At 70.1% G+C, this 19,094-nt stretch carries 18 protein-coding genes and 4 tRNA genes; 19 read left to right on the top strand and 3 right to left on the bottom strand.

From position 1 onward, the window contains the following. Positions 1-8 precede the first annotated feature (8 nt). Together AB4078_RS14945 and AB4078_RS14940 are read left to right on the top strand one after the other, a co-directional pair. Positions 9-1,244 carry an ammonium transporter gene (locus tag AB4078_RS14945; protein WP_440731830.1) on the top strand — a complete coding sequence of 412 codons (1,236 nt, stop codon included), beginning with the start codon at positions 9-11 and terminating at the stop codon, positions 1,242-1,244. Between the two features lie 41 nt (positions 1,245-1,285). Further along, a complete protein-coding gene (locus AB4078_RS14940; RefSeq protein ID WP_441977786.1) occupies positions 1,286-1,876 on the top strand; it encodes a type II toxin-antitoxin system PemK/MazF family toxin in 591 nt (196 codons plus the stop codon). 20 nt (positions 1,877-1,896) lie between these two features. On the opposite strand, the gene AB4078_RS14935 is transcribed toward AB4078_RS14940, so the two are convergent. Together AB4078_RS14935 and AB4078_RS14930 are read right to left on the bottom strand one after the other, a co-directional pair. Beyond that, complete coding sequence (locus tag AB4078_RS14935) at positions 1,897-2,298, bottom strand: hypothetical protein (protein WP_441977785.1); 402 nt, start codon at positions 2,296-2,298, stop codon at positions 1,897-1,899. Positions 2,299-2,302: 4 nt separating this feature from the next. Continuing rightward, a complete protein-coding gene (locus AB4078_RS14930; RefSeq protein WP_441977784.1) occupies positions 2,303-3,046 on the bottom strand; it encodes a CDP-alcohol phosphatidyltransferase family protein in 744 nt (247 codons plus the stop codon). A gap of 29 nt (positions 3,047-3,075) precedes the next feature. On the opposite strand from AB4078_RS14930, the gene AB4078_RS14925 reads away from it, so the two are divergent. The 9 genes from AB4078_RS14925 (at position 3,076) to AB4078_RS14885 (ending at position 13,051) form a co-directional block, all read left to right on the top strand. After that, positions 3,076-4,098: a zinc-dependent alcohol dehydrogenase gene (locus tag AB4078_RS14925; RefSeq protein WP_441977783.1), complete on the top strand. Its 1,023-nt coding sequence runs from the start codon at positions 3,076-3,078 to the stop codon at positions 4,096-4,098. Beyond that, the gene (locus tag AB4078_RS14920) at positions 4,095-4,490 is read left to right on the top strand and encodes a 6-pyruvoyl trahydropterin synthase family protein (protein ID WP_440731825.1); all 396 of its coding nucleotides are present in this window, start codon (positions 4,095-4,097) and stop codon (positions 4,488-4,490) included. The genes AB4078_RS14925 and AB4078_RS14920 overlap by 4 nt, the downstream gene beginning before the upstream one ends. Continuing rightward, positions 4,487-5,509, top strand: a complete 1,023-nt coding sequence (locus AB4078_RS14915) for a glycosyltransferase family 4 protein (protein ID WP_441977782.1) — start codon at positions 4,487-4,489, stop codon at positions 5,507-5,509. Before AB4078_RS14920 ends, AB4078_RS14915 begins: the two co-directional genes overlap by 4 nt. Beyond that, complete coding sequence (locus AB4078_RS14910; protein ID WP_441977781.1) at positions 5,506-6,321, top strand: SAM-dependent methyltransferase; 816 nt, start codon at positions 5,506-5,508, stop codon at positions 6,319-6,321. Before AB4078_RS14915 ends, AB4078_RS14910 begins: the two co-directional genes overlap by 4 nt. Then, positions 6,309-7,274: a lysylphosphatidylglycerol synthase transmembrane domain-containing protein gene (locus AB4078_RS14905; RefSeq protein ID WP_441977780.1), complete on the top strand. Its 966-nt coding sequence runs from the start codon at positions 6,309-6,311 to the stop codon at positions 7,272-7,274. The genes AB4078_RS14910 and AB4078_RS14905 overlap by 13 nt, the downstream gene beginning before the upstream one ends. Then, the gene (locus AB4078_RS14900) at positions 7,271-8,023 is read left to right on the top strand and encodes a RibD family protein (protein ID WP_441977779.1); all 753 of its coding nucleotides are present in this window, start codon (positions 7,271-7,273) and stop codon (positions 8,021-8,023) included. Before AB4078_RS14905 ends, AB4078_RS14900 begins: the two co-directional genes overlap by 4 nt. Positions 8,024-8,115: 92 nt before the next feature. Further along, positions 8,116-9,693, top strand: coding sequence for a CDP-alcohol phosphatidyltransferase (locus AB4078_RS14895; RefSeq protein ID WP_441977778.1), 1,578 nt, complete (start codon positions 8,116-8,118; stop codon positions 9,691-9,693). Between the two features lie 35 nt (positions 9,694-9,728). Continuing rightward, a complete protein-coding gene (gene pta, locus AB4078_RS14890) occupies positions 9,729-11,864 on the top strand; it encodes a phosphate acetyltransferase (protein WP_441977777.1) in 2,136 nt (711 codons plus the stop codon). Further along, positions 11,861-13,051: an acetate/propionate family kinase gene (locus AB4078_RS14885; protein WP_441977776.1), complete on the top strand. Its 1,191-nt coding sequence runs from the start codon at positions 11,861-11,863 to the stop codon at positions 13,049-13,051. Before pta ends, AB4078_RS14885 begins: the two co-directional genes overlap by 4 nt. A gap of 18 nt (positions 13,052-13,069) precedes the next feature. Here the strand turns inward: AB4078_RS14885 and AB4078_RS14880 are convergent, their stop codons facing one another. Next, positions 13,070-15,070 (bottom strand): ATP-dependent helicase, encoded by a 2,001-nt coding sequence (locus AB4078_RS14880; RefSeq protein ID WP_441977775.1) that lies wholly within the window; start codon positions 15,068-15,070, stop codon positions 13,070-13,072. Positions 15,071-15,210: 140 nt separating this feature from the next. Here AB4078_RS14880 and AB4078_RS14875 point away from each other — a divergent pair. The 8 genes from AB4078_RS14875 to AB4078_RS14840 all read left to right on the top strand — a co-directional run bounded on the left by AB4078_RS14875 (position 15,211) and on the right by AB4078_RS14840 (position 19,066). Then, a tRNA-Val gene (locus AB4078_RS14875) sits at positions 15,211-15,286 on the top strand. 157 nt (positions 15,287-15,443) lie between these two features. Next, on the top strand, positions 15,444-15,917 hold the full coding sequence (locus AB4078_RS14870) for an SRPBCC domain-containing protein (protein WP_441977774.1): 474 nt from the start codon (positions 15,444-15,446) through the stop codon (positions 15,915-15,917). Next, positions 15,914-16,228 carry an ArsR/SmtB family transcription factor gene (locus tag AB4078_RS14865; RefSeq protein ID WP_440731815.1) on the top strand — a complete coding sequence of 105 codons (315 nt, stop codon included), beginning with the start codon at positions 15,914-15,916 and terminating at the stop codon, positions 16,226-16,228. The genes AB4078_RS14870 and AB4078_RS14865 overlap by 4 nt, the downstream gene beginning before the upstream one ends. Before the next feature lie 89 nt (positions 16,229-16,317). Then, entirely contained in the window at positions 16,318-17,112 is a 795-nt protein-coding gene (locus AB4078_RS14860) for an SDR family NAD(P)-dependent oxidoreductase (protein ID WP_441977773.1), read from the top strand. 156 nt (positions 17,113-17,268) lie between these two features. Then, positions 17,269-17,344: transfer RNA gene (locus AB4078_RS14855), tRNA-Gly, on the top strand. A gap of 48 nt (positions 17,345-17,392) precedes the next feature. Continuing rightward, positions 17,393-17,463, top strand: a tRNA-Cys gene (locus tag AB4078_RS14850). Positions 17,464-17,492: 29 nt separating this feature from the next. Beyond that, positions 17,493-17,564 (top strand) — tRNA-Val (locus AB4078_RS14845). Between the two features lie 273 nt (positions 17,565-17,837). Beyond that, positions 17,838-19,066, top strand: a protein-coding gene (locus AB4078_RS14840; RefSeq protein WP_441977772.1) for an IS3 family transposase whose coding sequence is annotated in 2 segments (ribosomal slippage) — positions 17,838-18,120 and positions 18,120-19,066 — 1,230 coding nt in all. Because the reading frame shifts where the segments join, the coding sequence is not laid out codon by codon here. Positions 19,067-19,094 lie beyond the last annotated feature (28 nt).

Below are 19,094 nucleotides of genomic sequence, written 5' to 3'. Positions count from 1 at the left end.
CGCACAGTATGGAAGCAACAGGGAACATCTCCTGGGGAGTGACGGCGACGGCGCTGGTACTGCTCATGACGCCAGGAGTGGCGTTCTTCTACGGCGGTCTTGTCAAGGCCAAGAGCGTCATCAGCATGATGATGATGAGCTTCGGCGCGATCGGGCTCGTCGCCGTGCTGTGGATCCTGTTCGGGTCGTCGATGGCGAGTGTGTCCTCGCCGACGCAGTTCGCCGGTGACCCGTTCGCCGACTTCGGCCTGGCCTCGCTCGCGAGCGGCAAGGGATCCAACGTCGCGCTGCTCACCGTGGGGTACGGCGCCACGTTCGCGATCATCACGGTCGCCCTCATCTCCGGCGCCATCGCGGACCGGGCGAAGTTCGGTCCGTGGCTCATCTTCGTCGGCGTCTTCGCGACCGTCGGCTACTTCCCGATCGCCGCGTGGGTGTGGGGCGGCGGCTGGATCATGCATCTGGGCGCCATGTTGTTCGGAGCCGACAGCGGCATCGAGTTCATCGACTACGCCGGCGGCACCGCGGTGCACATCAACGCCGGCGCCGCGGCCTTCGCCCTCGCGCTCGTGCTCGGCAAGCGGATCGGGTTCCAGAAGGGCATCCAGAAGCCGCACAACGTGCCCCTCACGCTGCTCGGTGCCGCGCTACTGTGGTTCGGCTGGTTCGGATTCAACGCCGGCGCGCAGTGGACCACGAAGGGTATGGACGGCGTCGGGCTGATCACGATCAATACGTTCGGAGCGGCCGCTGCGGGCATTCTCGGATGGATCCTGATCGAGCGGATCCGCGGCGGCAAGGCCACCTCGATCGGTGCCGCCAGCGGTGCCGTCGCGGGCCTCGTGGCGATCACGCCGGCGTGCGCCAACCTGACGCCGGGCTGGGCACTGCTGCTCGGGGCGCTGACCGGCGCGGTGTGCGCGCTGGCGGTGGAGCTGAAGTTCCGTCTCGGCTACGACGACTCGCTCGACGTGGTCGGTCTGCACCTGGTCGGCGGTTTCATCGGCACCATCTACCTCGGCTTCTTCGCGACGGGGCAGGGCCTGTTCACGGGCGGCGACCTCCGGCTGCTCGTGGTGCAGGTGCTCGCTTCGGGCGGCGTGCTGATCTACTCCTTCGTCGTGGCGCTGGTCATCGGCTTCGCCATCGAGAAGACCGTCGGTTTCCGTGTCACCAGCGAGGACGAGATCGCCGGCGTCGACCTCGTAGTGCACGGCGAGGAGGGCTACGCGCTCACCTCCTGAGGCCCGCGGGGATGCGGGACAGGCGCGGATAGGGTGTCGTTGTGACCACCAATGGCAACGGCATCCTGTCCGCGCTCTTCGCCGCCGTGGCGGCGATCGCGAAGGCAGTCACGAACACCTCCACCCGTGAGAAGGCGCCGCAGGGCCCCGCAGCTCGCACGACGGCAGGCGCCTCGACAGGCACCGCGACGCTGGAGCCGACGGTGGGCCACGGCGGAGCGACCGAGACCCTCGAGCTCGATCCCCGCTCGGTGCGCGGCCTTCACGTCGCCTACGCGCCGCGGCGCGACGGAGCTCCGGACGCGGGGGAGATCGTCTGGACCTGGGTGCCGTACGCCGAGCGCGACGGCCGGGGCAAGGACCGGCCGGTGCTCGTGATCGCGGCGCAGTCGGCGGAGCGGGTGTACGCGGTCAAGCTGACCAGCAAGTCGCACGACGGGGACCGCGACTTCCTCTCGCTCGGATCTGGACCCTGGGACGGGCAGGGCAGGGAGAGCTGGGTCGACATCGACCAGCTCTACAGCGTGCACATCTCCGGTGTGCGGCGCGAAGCGGCCGCTCTCGACCGCGCCCGCTTCGAGCGCGTGGCGAGCGTGCTGGAGCGCCGGTTCGGATGGACCGCGGCCGCCTGAGGGCGGGCTGAACGCACTGCTCAGCGCCGCGCCGGCGATCCGCTTCGCAGCACGAGCACAGTCGTCACCGCGAGGACGACGATCCCGATCGATTCCACGACGACAGTCTGCGGGACGAGCGTGAAGGTCCACACCTCGGTGATCCCGAACAGACCCACGGTGAGTGCGAGCAGAAGCGCGCCCAGTGTGGCGATCAGGAACAGCAGGGACAGCACCGTCGCGGCCTGCGCGAGCCTGCCGTGGAGCACGAGCATCCCGACCGCGAGCACGAGTGCCGCCACGGCGTTGAGCACGAACATCACGCCGAGGATCCCGCCGACTCCTGCGAACACGAGGAAGAGGTGGATCCCGCCGGTGGTGAGGAGGACGAGCGCGCTGAGGATCCGCATGACCCGCAGCGCCGGGGTGGTGGTCGACGTCATCGTGCTACCTGCTTCCGTCTCGAGCCGAGGCCTTCTGGGGTGACACGAGATGCGAGCTCGTCCGGTTCATCCGGACGAGCCAGACGACATCGCGACCGAAGGATTCGCACAGCAGGAGGAGCGCTCCCGCCGCGATGGCGATGTTCGCGACAGGCGGCAGCAGCTGCGTGGCGATCAGCGCCAGCGCGATGCCGCACGCCGCAGCGACGACCTTCCGCCAGTACCGGTAGGGGAGTGTGCGGCCGAGGAACGGCAGCGCCCATGCCGCGGCGACGAAGGCGTACCGCATGAGCCCGATCGCGAGCACCCAGCCGCCGATGAATCGCACGTCGTACACGCACAGCACAAGCAGCAGGAACGCGTCGACCTCCATGTCGAAGCGGGCTCCGAGTTCGCTCACGCTGTCGGTGCGGCGCGCGACGTACCCGTCGACGCCGTCGAGGGCGAGGGCTGCGGCCACGATCGTCGCGAAGAGCGCGACGGAGATTCCATCCGTGAACGAGGTCACGACGAGGCCCGTCGCGATGCCGACGAGCATCGATCGGGCGGCCGTGACGGCGTTGGCGGCGCCGAAGCGCGTGCTGCTGCGCCGTCGGAGCCCGCGTGAGACCAGCAGGGACGACACGGCCAGGTAGCCGAGCGCAGCCGTCCAACCCGCCGGCGACAGCGGTTCGAACGCACCGAGCGTGAGCAGCGCGAGGACTCCTGCGGCCCCCCACAGCCAGGGCGTGAGCTGAACCTTTCGCATCCGGCCTCCGTGTTACTTTCATGGTAGTCATGGGTGACACGACGCAGCGGGCGCTCGAGGTTCACGCGGATCGCGCAGAGACGGCGACCGCGTGGTGGACGACGGGCCAGGGACATGGCGAGTTCCGCAGCGAACAGGTGCGGCCCGCCGCCCCGGGCGAGGTCTCGGTGCGCACCCTGTGGACAGGGATCAGCCGCGGCACGGAGTCGCTCGTCGCGCGCGGGGCGGTGCCTGACTCCGAGCACGAGCGGATGCGCGCTCCCTTCCAGGACGGCGACTTCCCCTTCCCCGTCAAGTACGGCTACCTCAACGTCGGCGTGGTCGAGGACGGCCCGCTGCCGCTGCGGGGACGGACGGTGTTCGCGCTGGTCCCGCACCAGTCGGGGTACGTCGCGCCGGAGGGAGCCGTCGTGCCCGTGCCCGAGGGCGTGCCGGCCCGGCGGGCGGTGCTCGCGGGGGCGGTGGAGACCGCAGTGAACGTGCTCTGGGACGCAGCACCCGCCATCGGCGACCGCGTGCTCATCGTCGGGGCCGGGATGATCGGCTGCGCCGTGGCACGCCTGGCGAGCGGCATCCCCGGAGTCGAGGTCACCGTGGTCGACATCGACCCCGAGAAGCGGAGCGTCGTCGAGGCGCTCGGTGCGCGGTTCGCCGGCGCTGCGGCTCCGCCCGGCGACGCGGACGTGGTGATCGAGGCCAGCGGATCCGGTGCCGGACTGCAGTTGGCGCTGCGGTGCGCGCCCACGGACGGCGAGGTGCTCGTGGCGAGCTGGTATGGCGCCGAAGCGGTGTCGCTCGAGTTGGGTGCAGACTTCCACTCGCGCCGGCTGAGGATCCGCTCGAGCCAGGTCGGCGCAGTCGCCACGACCCGTCGCGGTCGGCGAAGCACGCGGGATCGGCTCACACTCGCGCTCGGCCTTCTGCAGGACCCCGCGTTCGACGTCCTGCTCGGGGCGACCGCATCGTGGCGGCAGCTGCCGGACGTGACTGCGGGCCTCGCCGACGGCACCGCGGCCGAGCTCTGCCAGACCATCGATTGGAGCAGGCCATGACCTTCGCCGTGACCGTCCGTGACCACCTGATGATCGCCCACAGCCTTCGCGGCGAAGTCTTCGGACCCGCGCAGCGACTGCATGGCGCGACCTATGTCGTCGACGCCTCTTTCCGCGCCGCGGAGCTCGATCCGGACGGAATCGTCGTGGATATCGGTCGGGCCTCGGCCGCGCTGCACGAGATCGTCGATGCGCTCTCGTACCGCAACCTCGATGACGAGCCCGACCTGCAGGGCGTCAACACCACGACCGAGCGGCTGTGCCAGATCATCGGCGACAGGCTCGCAGGGCGGGCGCGCGACGGCGGCTTCGGCGATGCCAGGCTGACCGGCATCGCCGTGACCCTGCACGAATCGCACATCGCGTGGGCCTCCTACGAGGTGACGATGTGACCGGCCGCGCCGTCACCTTCCTCGTCCCCGAGGGGATCGACGATCCCGCCCGGGTGAGCGGCGGAAACGTGTACGACCGGCGCGTGCGCGACGGCCTGGGCGCCCGCGGATGGCGCGTCACGACCGTCGAGACGAGCGGCTCCTCCGACGCGGCGGCGGCCCTCGGGGAGGTTCCGCGCGGCGCGACCGTGCTCGTGGACGGGCTCGTCGCCCTCAGGGCATCGGAGGCGTTGGCCGAGGCGTCGGCCCGGGTGCGGACAGTGGTCCTGGCGCACATGGTCGCGGCGGCGTTCCCGGATGCGACGGCGCGGACGACGGATGCGGAGCGTCGTGCCCTGACGGCAGCGGACCACGTGATCGTGACGAGCCGGTGGACAGCGGAGGAGCTCCGCCGGCGCGGGCTGGCGGACTCCGACCGCGTGACGATCGCGGTGCCGGGAGTCGACGTGCCCCGGGCTCAGGCGTCCTCCGCCGCGGAGACGAGCGCGCTGAACCTTCTCTGCGTCGGCATCGTGGCACCGCACAAGGGACAGGACGTGCTGCTCGCGGCACTCGATCGGCTGTCAGGACGGGGCTGGACGTGCCGCATCGTCGGATCCTCCCCACCGTCCGGCAGCTTCGCCTCCTCGGTGGCACGCGAGGCACAGCGGTTCTCCGGCAGGGTGCGACTCACCGGTGTGCTCCAGGAGCCGGAGCTCGCCGCGGAGTATCGCCGCAGTGGGTTGCTCGTGGCGCCGTCCCGCGTGGAGAGCTCGGGCATGGCGATCGCCGAGGCCCGCGGGCACGGCATGCCCGTCCTGGCCGCGGCGGTGGGAGGCATCCCCGACACCGTGGCCGGAGGCGGGGCCCTCCTCGTCCCACCCGGGGATCCCGGTGCCCTCGCGGCCGCTCTTGACGGCTGGATGACGGATCCGGCGCTGCGCCGGCGGCTGCGCGCCGAGACCCGCGCCGCTCGCGACAGCCTGCCGAGCTGGTCGGACACGGTGGATGCCGTGTCCGTCGCGCTGGAGACGCCATGAGCTCCGTCTCGACCGCCACGCCGTCGTGGCTCGCGCTGCGTTCCGCGGCGGATGACGCCGCCCGCTCGACGGAGCTCGCTGCCGTGCTCGCGCGCCTGCTGCCGTCCGGGCCGGTCGTGCTGCACGACCTCGGTGCCGGCACCGGCGGCATGACCCGGTGGCTCGCCCCTCGGCTGCCCGGCCCCCAGGAGTGGGTGCTGCGCGACGGGGACGCCGGGATCCTCGAGCACCTCGACCTCGACGCGGTCGCCGACGACGCCGGGAGGCCGATCCGCATCCTCACGAGCGTCGAGGTACTGGAAGCACTGGATGCTCGGGCGTTCGCCGGCGCGTCCGCCGTCACTGCCTCCGCCCTGCTCGACGTCGTCACCCGCGACGAGGCGGCCCGCATCGTCCGTGCCTGCGTCGCGGCGGGTGCTCCCGCGTTCTTCAGCCTCTCCGTCATGGGAGTGGTGGTCCTCGATCCTCCCGATGACATCGACGCCACCCTCGGAGACGCGTTCAACGCGCACCAGCGGCGGGACGCCGACGGACGGCGGCTGCTGGGCCCGGATGCCGCTCCCGTCCTGGCGAGGCTGTTCGCCGACGCCGGATGGAGGATCCGAACGAGCTCGACGCCGTGGCATCTCGGCCCCGCGGACGCGCCCCTGGTCGCCGCGTGGCTGGACGGCTGGGTCGATGCGGCCGTCGAGCAGCGTCCCGAACTCGCAGACGATGCCGCCGCCTATCTCGCCCGGAGAAGTGCCCAGCTCGACGAGGGAACGCTGCGCGTCGCCGTCTCGCACCAGGATGTGCTCGCATGGCCGCGGTGAGCCCCTTCTCGGAGGGCGCCCTCCCGTACGCGCCCGACGCAGCGGATCGGCGGCGCGATCACTCCCCGATCCGCTTCTCCGCCCGCGTCGGCGCCGGAATCGCGATCCTGGTCGCGACGGTGCTGATCGTCGGACTCGGCCCGTTCCTGCGCGGCCTCGCCGCCATCTCGCCGCTGTCCGTGCTGGCGGCCCTCGTGCTCGCGGTGATCGCGACCTCGGCCGCCGCGTGGCGCTGGAGGGTCGTCGCCACCGGCTACGGGCTGACGCTGAGCCGGCGCGCCGGATTCGCCGCCTACTACCGGTCGCAGTTCCTCAATGCCGTGCTTCCGGCGGGCATCCTCGGCGACGTGCATCGCGCCTGGGCGCACGGCCGGGACCAGGCGCGCCTGGGCATCGCCGCTCGTGCCGTGGCCCTCGAACGGATCCTCGGGCAGATCGTGCAGGTCGCGCTGACGCTCGCGATCCTGTTGCCGCTCGGGTTCGGATACTCGCTGGTGCCGCTCGTCTGGGGCGCGGGAGGGATCGCGGCCGGGATCGTCGTGATGGCGGTCGCAGCGGTCGCCCTGCCGCGCCCGCGGCGGCTCCTGCGGCAGGAGTACCTCCTGCTCCGCCCGGTGCTGGCAAGACCGGCCGCGCTGCTCGCGATCATCACCGCATCGGTCGTGGTCGTGGCGTCGCACGTCGCGCTGTTCCTCGTGGCGTCCCTCGCCGTCGGACTGCGGCCCGACGGTGCGATCGCGGCGGTCGGCCTCGTCGTGCTCGCAGCCTCCGCCATCCCGCTCAACGTCGGCGGCTGGGGCCCGAGGGAGGCCGTGGCCGGCGCGGCATTCGCACTCGTCGGCCTCGGCGCCTCCGCCGGCGTGTCCGCCTCCGCCGCGTTCGGCGCGCTGGCGCTCATCGGCGTGCTGCCGGGCGCGATCGTGCTTCTCGTCGAGCAGAGGAGAAGGCCATGAGCGAGCGACCGTACGTCACTCTCAGCTGTGCGATGTCGATCGACGGGTACCTCGACGGCTCCGCACCGCGCCGCCTGGCGATGTCGAACGAGGCCGACTTCGACCGGGTCGACGAGGTGCGCTCCCGCAACGACGCGATCCTGGTGGGCGCGTCGACGGTGCGGCGGGACAACCCTCGACTGCTGGTCCGCGATACCGGGCGGCGTGCGCGGCGGCTGTCGTCCGGATGCGCTGCGTCTCCGATGAAGGTGACGGTGACGGCGTCGGGTGATCTGTCCCCGGACGCCGCGTTCTTCACCGCGGGGGAGGTGCCGCGTCTGGTGTACACCCCGTTGCAGGGCGTGCGCAGTCTTCGCTCACGGCTCGGCGAGCGGGCCACGGTGGTCGGCCTCGGCGCGCAGGTGACCATGGCCGCCGTGCTCGACGACCTCGGCGAACGCCGCGCAGTCCGCCGGCTCATGGTCGAGGGAGGCGGTGCCGTGCTCACCCAGTTCCTCCAGGCGGACCTGGTCGATGAGCTGCAGCTCGTGATCGCGCCGTTCTTCGTCGGCGAGCCGGGCGCACCCCGGGCCGCGGCCGCGGGCCGGTACCCCTGGACGGCGTCCCGTCGCGCCCGTCTGGCGGGTACGCGGCAGATCGGCGACGTGGTGCTGTTGCGCTACGCCCTGTCGGATCGCTGCGACGTCCGCCCGGATGACGGCGATCCCGCCGTCCGGGATCGCGCCATCGCCGCTTCCGCATGGTCATGAGCCCGTCGGCCCGGCGTCGAACCTCAGGAGGGTCGCGCCTCGGTTCGGCCCCGGCGCAGAGGGGAGGGGGCGCCGGTCTGGCCGTCGCGATCGTGGCGCTCGTCGTCCTCCCGCTCGTGCCGGGTCTGCTGGCGACGGATCGGCCCGCTCCCGGGCTGAACGGACTCCTCGGAATCCCCGCGGAGTCGCTCCTGATCGTGCTTCTGCTCCTGCTCGTTCCGTGGCGCGCCGTGCGCCGTGTCCTAGCCGGGGTGTTCGGTGTGTTCGTCACCTCTGCCCTTGCTCTCGCCGGAATCGACCGCGGATTCCGTACCGCCGTCGGAACCCCGTTCGTCCTCGTGGACTGGCCGCAGCTCGGATCCGCCTATGGGGTCGTCGTCGACTCGGTGGGCCCCTTCCTCGCAGAGCTGCTGCTGGTCGGCCTCCTCTGCGCGGCCCTCGCGTGCGCGATGCTGCTGGCCTGGGCCTCCCTCCGCGTCTCGGAAGTGGTGCAGCGACGTGCCGCGGGACGAGTCGTGATCGCGGGACTCGCGGTGGTGTGGCTGGTCGCAGGGGTCGTGGCGCCGCCGCCGACCGGCGATCCCCTCGCCTCCGCCGCCTCGGTCGGCTCCGTCGCGACCGCGGTGTCGCGCACCGAGCGCGTGCTCGCGGAGCAGGCGGCGGTCGCGCATGCCATCGCGGAGGATCCGTTCGCGGCCATGCCCTCGTCTCGCCTGCTCAGCGGACTCCGGGGCAAGGACATCGTGGTCGCGTTCGTCGAGAGCTACGGCCGGGTCGCGCTGGAAGGCGCGGGGATCGCCGACGGCGTGACGGATGTGCTCCGGGCCGGGAACGCCTCCCTGGTCGCCGACGGGTACGCTGCGCAAAGCGCCTGGCTCACATCGCCCACCTACGGCGGGCTGAGCTGGCTCGCGCACGGCACCCTGCAAACCGGCGTGTGGACGCCGACGCAGCAGGCATACGATCAGCTCGTCGCCAGCGACCGCCTGTCCTTGGCGCGGGCGTTCGGTGAAGCCGGGTGGCGGACGGTGTCCGACGTGCCCTCGGACACCGAGGCCTGGCGCACCGGGTCGTCCTTCTATCGATACGACTCGCTGGTCGACGCGACGGACGTCGGTTACCGCGGCCCTGGCTTCGGCTACGCGCGCATTCCCGACCAGTTCACACTCAAGCACTTCGCCGACACGGAGCTCACGGGTCCGCATGATCCCGTGATGGCCGAGATCGACCTGGTGTCGTCGCACACCCCGTGGGCGCCACTGCCGCAACTGGTGCCCTGGGAGCAGATCGGCGACGGCTCCGTCTACGAACCGCAGCCGGGTCAGAGCGAATCCGCAGGAACGGTCTGGCAGAGCGCGGAGACGGTCCAGCGCTTCTACGGGCAGTCGGTGCAGTACTCGCTCGGATCCCTGCTTTCGTTCCTCGAGAACGTCGACGATCCGAACCTCGTGGTCATCGTCCTCGGCGATCACCAGCCCGCCGCGATCGTGAGCGGCGCCGACGCCTCGCACGACGTGCCGATCAGCGTCATCGCCCGCGACCCCGCGGTGTTCGCGGCGATCGACGGCTGGGGGTGGACGCGCGGCCTTCAGCCGCGTGACGGCTCTCCGATCTGGCGCATGGACGCTTTCCGGGATCGCCTCTTCGCCGCGTTCAGCGAGAAGCCATGAGCGGCGGCGAGGGAGCGGGCACGTAGGCTGAGGGCGTGGCGAAGAGCATCCTCATCACGTCCATCGAAGGTCACTCCGGCAAGTCGCTTGTCGCGCTGGGTGTGATCGACGCGCTGAGCAGAGCCGCTGCCCGAGTGGGCGTGTTCCGTCCGGTCAGCCGTGCAAGCGACGGCTCCGACGACGTGCTGGAGATGCTGCTGAGCCGCACCGAGGTCGGGCTCGATGCGGCCGAGTGCATCGGCGTCGGCTATGACGAGCTCCACGCCGACCCCGATGCGGCCCTCGGGCGGATCCTGCAGCGTTATCGGGCCGTGGAGGCGCAGTGCGACGCTGTCGTGATCCTGGGCAGCGACTACACCGATGTGGCGGCTCCCGCGGAACTCGGGGTCAACGCGCGGATCGCGGCGAATCTCGGGGCGCCGGTGCTGCTCGTGCTGGGCGGAAGGGACACCGCGGGGCACGGCGAGCGCCTCGGCGTCACCGAGGCGCGCACACCCGCGCAGGTGGGCCAGCTCGCCAGGCTCGGCATGGCCGAGCTGGCACAGGAGCGGGCCGTGCTCTCCGCGATCGTCGTCAACCGCGCCGACGGTGCGCAGCGCGATCAGATCGCGGCCGCCGTCGCGGCGGTGCTGAGGGAGCGGCCGCCGAGCGCCGAGGAGGTGCCGGTGTGGGTGATCCCGGAGGATCGCTCGCTCGTTGCGCCCTCCGTGCGCGGTGTGCGCACGGCACTGGACGGGCGAATGGTCCGCGGTGATGAGGAGCTCCTCGACCGTGAGGTACTGGACGTGGTGATCGCGGGCATGTCCATGGTGAACGTGCTGCCACGGCTCATCGAGTCGTCGGTGGTCGTGGTGCCTGCCGATCGCGAGGAGGTACTGCTGGCCACCCTGCTGGCGCAGGCGGCGGGAACCTTCCCGTCGATCGCCGCGATCGTGCTGAACGGGCCGTTCGCGCTGCCAGAGCCGATCGAACGCCTGCTCGACGGGCTGGGGCCGCGGGTGCCCATCATCGCGACGGATCACGGCACCTACGACACCACCGTGCGCATCATGAATGCGCCGGGCCGCCTCTCGGTGGACGCGCCGCACAGGGTGGGCCGGGCGCTGGCGATGTTCGAGCAGAACGTCGACGTGCCGGCTCTCATCGCGCGGCTGGGCGTCGCGCGCTCGGATGTCGTGACGCCGCTGATGTTCCAGTACGAGCTGTTCGACCGGGCGCGCACCGAGCGCCGCACGATCGTGCTCCCGGAGGGGGGCGACGATCGCGTGCTCCGGGCTGCGGGTGCGGTCCTCGCCGGTGGGATCGCAGACCTGGTGATCCTCGGTGAGGAGGCGGCGGTGCGGGCTCGCGCCAGGGAGCTCGGAGTCGACCTGGACGCGGCGCGTATCGTGTCGCCGACGGATCCCGAGCTCGTGCCGCGGTTCGCGGAGGAGTACGCGCGGCTGCGTGCGCACAAGGGCGTCACCGTCGCCCAGGCGGCCGACACCGTCACCGACGTCTCCTATTTCGGCACCCTCATGGTGCACCTGGGCCTCGCCGACGGCATGGTGTCCGGTGCCGCGCACACCACCGCGCACACGATCCGCCCCGCGTTCGAGATCATCAAGACGCGGCCCGGGGTCTCCGTGGTGTCCTCGGTCTTCCTGATGGCTCTCGCGGACCGCGTCCTGGTCTATGGTGACTGCGCGGTGATCCCGGATCCGACCAGCGAGCAGCTCGCCGACATCGCGATCTCCTCGGCCGCGACGGCGACCGCGTTCGGCATCGAGCCCCGGGTCGCGATGCTCTCGTACTCGACGGGGGACTCCGGATCCGGCGCCGAAGTCGAGAAGGTGCGCGCCGCGACCGACTTGGTGCGTGAACGTGCGCCGGAGCTGCCCGTGGAGGGACCGATCCAGTACGATGCCGCGGCCGACGCGGCGGTCGCCAGGGCGAAGCTTCCCGGGTCATCGGTGGCCGGCCGGGCCACCGTGTTCGTGTTCCCGGATCTGAACACCGGCAACAACACGTACAAGGCCGTGCAGCGATCCGCTGGCGCGGTGGCGATGGGGCCGGTGCTGCAAGGGCTCAACAAGCCCATCAACGACCTCTCCCGCGGCGCTCTCGTCGAGGACATCGTCAACACGATCGCGATCACCGCGATCCAGGCCCAGCAGGGAAGCGCCTCGTGAGCATCGTCCTGGTCATCAACAGCGGATCCTCGTCCTTCAAGTACCAGCTCGTCGACGTCGCCGGCGGTGTCGCCCTGGCTTCGGGGCTGGTCGAGCGCATCGGCCAGCCGGAGGGTCGAGCGGTCCATGTCGATGCTCAAGGACACGAGACCGAGCGGATTCTGCCGATCCCCGACCACACCGCCGGCTTCCAGGTGATGCTGGACGCGTTCGAGGCGCACGGGCCGTCCCTCGAGAAAGCCCCTCCCGCGGCGCTCGGGCACAGGGTAGTGCACGGCGGCGCGCGCTTCTTCGAGCCGACGCTCATCACCCCGCTCGTGGAGATCAACATCGACGAGCTCTCCGCGCTCGCTCCGCTGCACAATCCCGGCGCGCTCCAGGGCATCCGCGCGGCGAAGGCCGCCTTCCCGGACGTGCCGCATGTCGCAGTGTTCGACACGGCTTTCCACCAGACCCTCGCGCCGGCCGCGTACACCTACGCGATCGACCGCGAGCTCGCCGAGGCGCACCGGATCCGCCGGTACGGCTTCCACGGGACCTCGCACAAGTACGTGTCCGAGGCGGCCGCGGCGTTCGTCGGCGGTGAGCGGGACGACCTGCGCCAGATCGTGTTCCACCTCGGCAACGGCGCCTCGGTGACCGCGGTGCGCGGAGGACGCTCGGTGGAGACGTCGATGGGCATGACGCCCCTGGAAGGGCTCGTGATGGGCACGCGCTCGGGCGACATCGACCCCTCCGTGCTGTTCACGCTGGCCCGTCGGGCCGACATGACGACCCACGACCTCGACGAGCTGCTCAATGCCCGTAGCGGGCTCAAGGGGCTCGCGGGCGTCTCGGACATGCGCGACGTCCTCGCTCGCGCCGCGTCGGGCGACGAGCACGCGGCCCTTGCGTTCGAGGTGTACATCCACCGTCTGCGCGGGTACGCGGGGGCGTACATCGCCCAGCTCGGCGGCGTCGACGTCATCTCGTTCACCGCCGGGGTGGGCGAGAACAACGCGCTGGTCCGCCGGGAGGCGATGGCGACGCTGGGCTTCGCGGGCGTCGAGATCGACCCGGTGCGCAACGAGGCGTCCGGGGCGGGGATCCGCGTCATCTCGACGGATGCGTCCCGAGTGACGGTGCTGGTGGTGCCGACGAACGAGGAACTCGAGATCGCCCGCCAGACAGTGCAGACACTGCCTTGAACAGCCGCGCCCCGGGCGTCACGCGAACAGGGCGTCCAGCTCTCCCAGACTCACGCGAGGACCGGGAGCGGCCGCCGTCGGACCCGGCTCGGGGATCCTCGAATCGAGCACCGTCATGAATGAGAGCGCCGCACTCGTCAGGAATCTGCTCGGCTTGGTCTGCACATGCCGTGCGGTGAACGCCGTCGGGTGCGTCGGCAGCGTCGCCGGTGCATAGACGCTCAGCGTGTCGCGTGCGCGGGTGAGCCCGACGTAGAACAGGCGCCGCTCCTCCTCCAGGCCGGCAGGCGAGGTGAGGGCCATGTCCGATGGCATCGCGCCGTCCGTGGCGCGAAGCAGGTGCACGTGCGACCACTCCAGGCCCTTGGCCGAGTGGACCGTGGAAAGCGTCACCCAGTCCTCGTCCAGATGCGGCTGCGCGGCCCAGTCACCTGTCCGCGTCACCGGATCGATCGCCTGCTCGCCGACGAACGTGCGGAGGTCGCTCTGACGCCCCGCGGCTTCGGCGATCTCCTGGACATCGGACGCTCTGCGCTGCCAGTCGGGGTAGTGCTGCTCCAGCAGCGCCGAGACGGCGTCATGGCAGGCCTCCACCAGATCCGGCACGGGGGACTGGGCATCGACGACGCCGAGCAGTGAGAGCGTGGTCGCGAGCCCGACGCGGGCGGTCGGGGGTGCGGCGGCGATCGCCTCGGACCCTCCTGCGATGCCCTGATCCGCGAGGATGCCTGCGAGCCGCCGCGCGCTCACCTTGCCGAGGCCCCGGTGCCGGGTGAGCAGGCGGTACCAGGCGATCTCGTCACCCGGATTGAGCACCACACGGAATGCCGCGAGCAGGTCTCGGACGTGGGCGGTCTCGAGGTAGCCGATGCCCCCGAACTTGACGAACGGGATGTCGCGGACCTTGAGCTCGACCTCGAGCATCGCACTGTGCGATCCGGTGCGCATCAGCACGGCCTGCTCCCGCAAGGGCACCCCGTCGGCATGGACGGCCAGGATCCGATCTGCGACGGCGCGGGCCTCGTCGTCGGCGTTCTCGCATCGGACGAGTTCGGGGCGCGGCGCGGTTCCCGCACGATCCGCGACGAGCCGGATCGGGAAGTCCTCCGGCCGGGTGGCGTTCGCGAGGTCGAGGATCGGCTGCGTCGAGCGGAAGTTCCGCTCGAGGCGAATGAGTTCGGCGTCGGGATGACGCTCGAGCACCTCCTGGAGCTGGCCGGCCGCGGCGCCGCGGAAGCCGTAGATCGCCTGGGCATCGTCACCCACGACGGTCAGGCCGCGCCCGTCGGGAGCGAGTCCGTGCACGATGTCCGCCTGCACGCGGTTCACGTCCTGGTATTCGTCCACGAGCACCCAGTCCCAGCGCGTGCGCAGCCTCGCACCCACATGGGAGTCGCGGACGAGCGCGCGCCACGCCACCAGGAGGTCGTCGAGGTCGAGAAGGCCGCGGGCGCGCTTGCGCTGCGCATAGGCGCGGAGCAGCCCCATGATCTCGTCGGCGTGTCCGAGCGCCCAGGGGAACTGCTCGGATATCACCTCGCGTCCCGGCTTCTCCAGGCTCACGGCCCGGGAGGCGATGTCGGCCATCGCCCTGCTCGTAGGCATCCGCCGGTCGGTGCCGTCCAGCCCGTGCTCGCTACGCAGCAGATCGATCAGGTCGACGACGTCGTCGGGGGCCAGCACAGAGACGTCCGCCAGGCCCAGATGCTGCGCGTACTCGGCGACGACGCGGTGCGCCACGGCGTGGAACGTCCCTCCCGCGATGCGCTGGGCGAGCGCCGTGTCGCCGACCATCGCCGCCGCACGCGCGGTCATCGCGGCGGCTGCGCGCCGGGTGAACGTGAGAAGCAGGATCCGCTCCGGGGGCACGCCCGTATCGATCAGCCGTGCCACCCTGCTGGTGAGCACGCGCGTCTTGCCGGTCCCCGCGCCGGTGGCGACGACGAGCGGTCCCTCGCCATGCTCGACGGCACGCCGCTGCATCTCGTCCAGCTCTTCGATCACGTCTGTGCTGCTCACGAGGCCGACGGTATCCGGGCCCTCCGACATCGGTGACCGGGGTCGGTGCGCCACGCCCGGCCGACCGGCGCTGTCCTCGTGTGCTCATGGGATCGGGTATGCTCTTTACCTGTGCCTCAGGGCACGTGAAAACCACAGATGGGCGATTGGCGCAGTTGGTAGCGCGCTTCCTTCACACGGAAGAGGTCGTCGGTTCGAGTCCGGCATCGCCCACCATAGAAAGCCCCTGGGAGACCCAGGGGCTTTCGTCGTTCCGGTGCTTGTCGACTCGCACGGCGGACCCGGCATCGTGATCGGATCCACACTCCTGATGTAACCTCTGGGTTGCAGGAGGGTATCGCAGGCTCTCCGGAGGGCCACGGGAGGCACGTCTATGACGAGCATGACACGCAATGAGGCATCGATCGCGGACGACCGAGCCTTCACCGTCACTCGAAGCATCTCGATCGCTGCGCCCGCGGAGAAGGTGTGGCGCGCGATCACCGAACCGGAGCATCTCTCGCTCTGGTTCGGGCGCACCGTTCTCGACGGAGCGGGTGTCGGGACGATGACGTTCGACGGGCATGGTGCCGTCCCGATCCGGGTCGAGGCGATCGACCCGCCTCGATCGGTGACCTACCGCTGGAGCAACGACAACGCCCTCGACCGGCTGCCGGTCGAGCTCGATGAGGAGAACTCGACCGTCTTTCGCTTCACCCTCGCCCCCGAGGGAGAAGGCACGCGACTCACCGTCGTGGAGTCGGGGTTCGAGAAGACCTCGGATCCGCTGGCGAACGTCGACAGCCATCGTCGCGGGTGGGATGCCGAGCTCGACAAGCTCATCGCCCTGTTCGGGGGTGTCGCATGACATCGACCCTCGTTCCCGTCTTCGCCGCGCTCGGCGACGAGACGCGATGGAGCATTCTCGCCGCACTCGGCGAAGGCGACGCGTCGGCGTCCGCTCTTGCCGAGAGGTTCCCCGTGTCGCGGCAGGCCATCGCCAAGCACCTGACTGTTCTCGCGGAGGTCGCTCTGGTCGAGCCCGTCCGCGTGGGGCGCGAGGTCCGATACCGCGTCGTCGGTGAGGAGCTCAGTGCGACCGCGCGACGGCTCGATGCGATCGGGCGGCAATGGGAACACCGGTTGGCCGCGATCAAGGAGATCGCCGAGGGACTGTAGATCCGCTTACTGCAATTCAATGGTTGCAGCACCCTGTCCTGTTGTGCAATTCTAAAGTTGCACAACAGGACAGGAGAGGAGGCGGCATCATGCTGCTCGAGAACAAGGTCGCAGTGATCCACGGCGGTGGCGGGTCGATCGGCGCGGCGGCCGCGCGAGTGTTCGCCCGTGAGGGAGCGAGGCTCTTCCTGACCGGTCGGTCGCTCCCTCGCCTCGAGGCCGCGGCAGTCGCGGCCAGGAGCGAGGGGGGAGAGGTCTCCGTCACCGTCGTCGATGCGATGGACCAGGCCGCCGTCGACCGCCATGCCGATGACGTCGTCGCGGAGGCCGGGCGCATCGACGTCGCGCTCAACGCTGTCGGCTTCGACCACGTGCAGGGCCTGCCCATCGGCGAGACATCGCTGGAGGACTATCTGCGCCCCGTCGTGGGCTACCTGCAGACCAACTTCGTGACGGCCAAGGCCGTGTCGCGCCACATGATCGCGCAGGGCGGTGGAGTGATCCTGACGATCTCCACGCCGGGCGCCCGCCTCACGGGACGCGGGCTGATCGGCAACGCGGCGCAGTCCGCGGGGCTCGAGGGATTCTCGCGCGCGCTGGCGGGTGAGCTCGGGCCCGTGGGCGTGCGCGTCGTGTGCGTGCGTCCGAATGCCATCTCCGATGCGATGGAGACCTCGTACACCCGGGAGATGTTCGGCCGCATCGCGGCGGCCGGGGGCGTTCCGATGGGGGATTGGGTCGGGGGGCTCGCCGGGACGACGCTGCTCGGCCGTCTGCCACTGCTGGATGAGGTGGCGGAGTATCTTGCGTTCGCCGCCTCCGACCGCGCGTCCTCGATGACGGGTGCGATCGCGAATCTGTCGGCAGGGGCGCTCGTCGACTGAGTCGAGGTCGAGACAGGCCGATCCCGGAGGACGCCCGGTTGCCGTCGCCCCTCCGGGATCCCGCCGGACACGCCCGAGAACGGGCCCCGGTTTGGCGAAGCCTCAAACCTCGGCTAATGTATTTCAAGTGCCCGGGACACCGGGGAAACACAAAACGCGGATGTAGCGCAGTTGGTAGCGCACAACCTTGCCAAGGTTGGGGTCGCGAGTTCGAGTCTCGTCATCCGCTCCAGTGCAGGAGCCCCTTCGGGGGCTTCCGCATGTGGGTTCGAATCCACATGGTGGCGTGGCCGAGAGGCTAGGCACCGGCCTGCAAAGCCGTTTACACGGGTTCGAATCCCGTCGCCACCTCGCTCTTCTCAACTGAATAGCCTGAACAGGCGCGATTGGCGCAGCGGTAGCGCGCTTCCCTGACACGGAAGAGGTCACTGGTTCGATCCCAGTATCGCGCACAACAGAAACCCCCGGTCTTCCGGGGGTTTTGTCGTTTCCGGGATCCTTCGTGCAACACCCGTGCAACATCAGTTCTCGGACGCGTGCAATAGTGCAGCCCTGCCGCTGTGTGGATAGAACCGCAGTATGAACAGGGAAAAGTCCTCGGCTTCGGCCGTAACAACACAGGATTTCGGAGGCTCAACGGCTACCCCCTCGATCGCGTACGGTCCCGGGCAGGAAACCGTGAATCGGCCTGGGTTTCGTTCCGATGTTGACCAAGGATGGAACTGATGCCCAAGAAGTACGATGCTGAGTTCCGCGCCCGTGCGCTGCGGATGCTTGATGAAGCCCGCCCCGACCACCCGAACCGGATGACCGCGGTCCGTCATGTCGCGGGTCTGCTGGGCATGAGCGCCGAGACGTTGCGCACGTGGTCACATCGCGAGATCGTCGGCGGCAGCCCTTCCGCGACCGCGGGTGACGTGGTCGAGGAGAACGCCCGGCTGCGCCGCGAGAACGCGGAACTGCGGAAGGCGAACGAGATTCTCAAAGCCGCGTCCGTGTTTTTCGCGAAGGAGCTCGACCGGCCCTCGACGCGATGATCCGGTTCATCGATATGCACCGTGATCGTTTCGGGGTCGAGCTCATCTGCCGTGTCCTTCGGGGCACGGTTGAGGGGTTCCTCACCTCCCGCGGCTACCGCGCTGCGAAGACCCGTGTCCGCTCGGCGCGCGCTCTGCGGGCGGATCTCCTCGTCCCGGAGCTCCGCCGCCTGCACGCGGAGAACTACGGTGTCTACGGTCGCCGCAAGATGCACGCCCTCCTACGCCGGCAGGGCTGGGACATCGGCCGTGATCAGACGGCCCGGCTGATGAAGATCGCCGGGGTGACCGGCGTGAAACGCTCCGCGAAGACGTTCACCACGAGATCCGATCCGGCCGGTTCCCGACCGAAGGACCTCGTGCAGCGCCGCTTCATCGCCGACGGCCCGCGCAGGCTCTGGGTCGCGGACATCACCTACGTCGCCACCTGGTCCGGGTTCGCGTATGTCGCGTTCGTGACGGACGTGTTCTCGCGGCGGATCGTCGGCTGGAATGTCGCGGCGACGTTGAAGGCAGACGTGTTGCCGCTGCAGGCGCTGAACATGGCCGCCTGGGATGCAGACGGTCCTCTCGATCGGCTGACGCATCACTCGGACCACGGATCGAACTACATGTCGCTCGTCTACACCGAGCGGATCATGGAGCTCGGCGCGACACCGTCAACCGGGACGGTCGGTGACTCCTACGACAACGCTCTCGCCGAGGCCGTGAACGGGCTCTACAAGACCGAGCTGATCCGCCGCCAGGGCCCCTGGCGGACCGTCGAGCAAGTCGAACTCGCCACCCTCGAGTATGTGTGGTGGTGGAACAACTCACGCCTCCACGGCGAGCTCGGACTGCGAACTCCCCTCGAGGTCGAGAACGCATACTACGCTGACCACGAATCATCCCTCCCGGCAGTCGCCGGACAGGAATAGCAGTCGGAACGAAGACCAGGCCGATTCA

Origin of the sequence: Microbacterium sp. 2MCAF23 (genome assembly GCF_052115565.1) — a bacterium.
Lineage (GTDB): Bacteria > Actinomycetota > Actinomycetes > Actinomycetales > Microbacteriaceae > Microbacterium.
This window is presented reverse-complemented; position numbering and strand designations above follow the sequence as displayed.

What these genes read in the sequence shown, in the direction of transcription:
- AB4078_RS14900 (WP_441977779.1), top strand. Translation starts at nt 7,271, where the DNA reads ATGAGCGAGCGACCGTACGTCACTCTCAGCTGTGCGATGTCGATCGAC.
- AB4078_RS14925 (WP_441977783.1), top strand. Translation starts at nt 3,076, where the DNA reads ATGGGTGACACGACGCAGCGGGCGCTCGAGGTTCACGCGGATCGCGCA.
- AB4078_RS14945 (WP_440731830.1), top strand. Translation starts at nt 9, where the DNA reads ATGGAAGCAACAGGGAACATCTCCTGGGGAGTGACGGCGACGGCGCTG.
- AB4078_RS14860 (WP_441977773.1), top strand. Translation starts at nt 16,318, where the DNA reads ATGCTGCTCGAGAACAAGGTCGCAGTGATCCACGGCGGTGGCGGGTCG.
- AB4078_RS14930 (WP_441977784.1), bottom strand. Translation starts at nt 3,046, where the DNA reads ATGCGAAAGGTTCAGCTCACGCCCTGGCTGTGGGGGGCCGCAGGAGTC.
- AB4078_RS14935 (WP_441977785.1), bottom strand. Translation starts at nt 2,298, where the DNA reads ATGACGTCGACCACCACCCCGGCGCTGCGGGTCATGCGGATCCTCAGC.
- AB4078_RS14910 (WP_441977781.1), top strand. Translation starts at nt 5,506, where the DNA reads ATGAGCTCCGTCTCGACCGCCACGCCGTCGTGGCTCGCGCTGCGTTCC.
- AB4078_RS14920 (WP_440731825.1), top strand. Translation starts at nt 4,095, where the DNA reads ATGACCTTCGCCGTGACCGTCCGTGACCACCTGATGATCGCCCACAGC.
- AB4078_RS14905 (WP_441977780.1), top strand. Translation starts at nt 6,309, where the DNA reads ATGGCCGCGGTGAGCCCCTTCTCGGAGGGCGCCCTCCCGTACGCGCCC.
- AB4078_RS14870 (WP_441977774.1), top strand. Translation starts at nt 15,444, where the DNA reads ATGACGAGCATGACACGCAATGAGGCATCGATCGCGGACGACCGAGCC.
- AB4078_RS14865 (WP_440731815.1), top strand. Translation starts at nt 15,914, where the DNA reads ATGACATCGACCCTCGTTCCCGTCTTCGCCGCGCTCGGCGACGAGACG.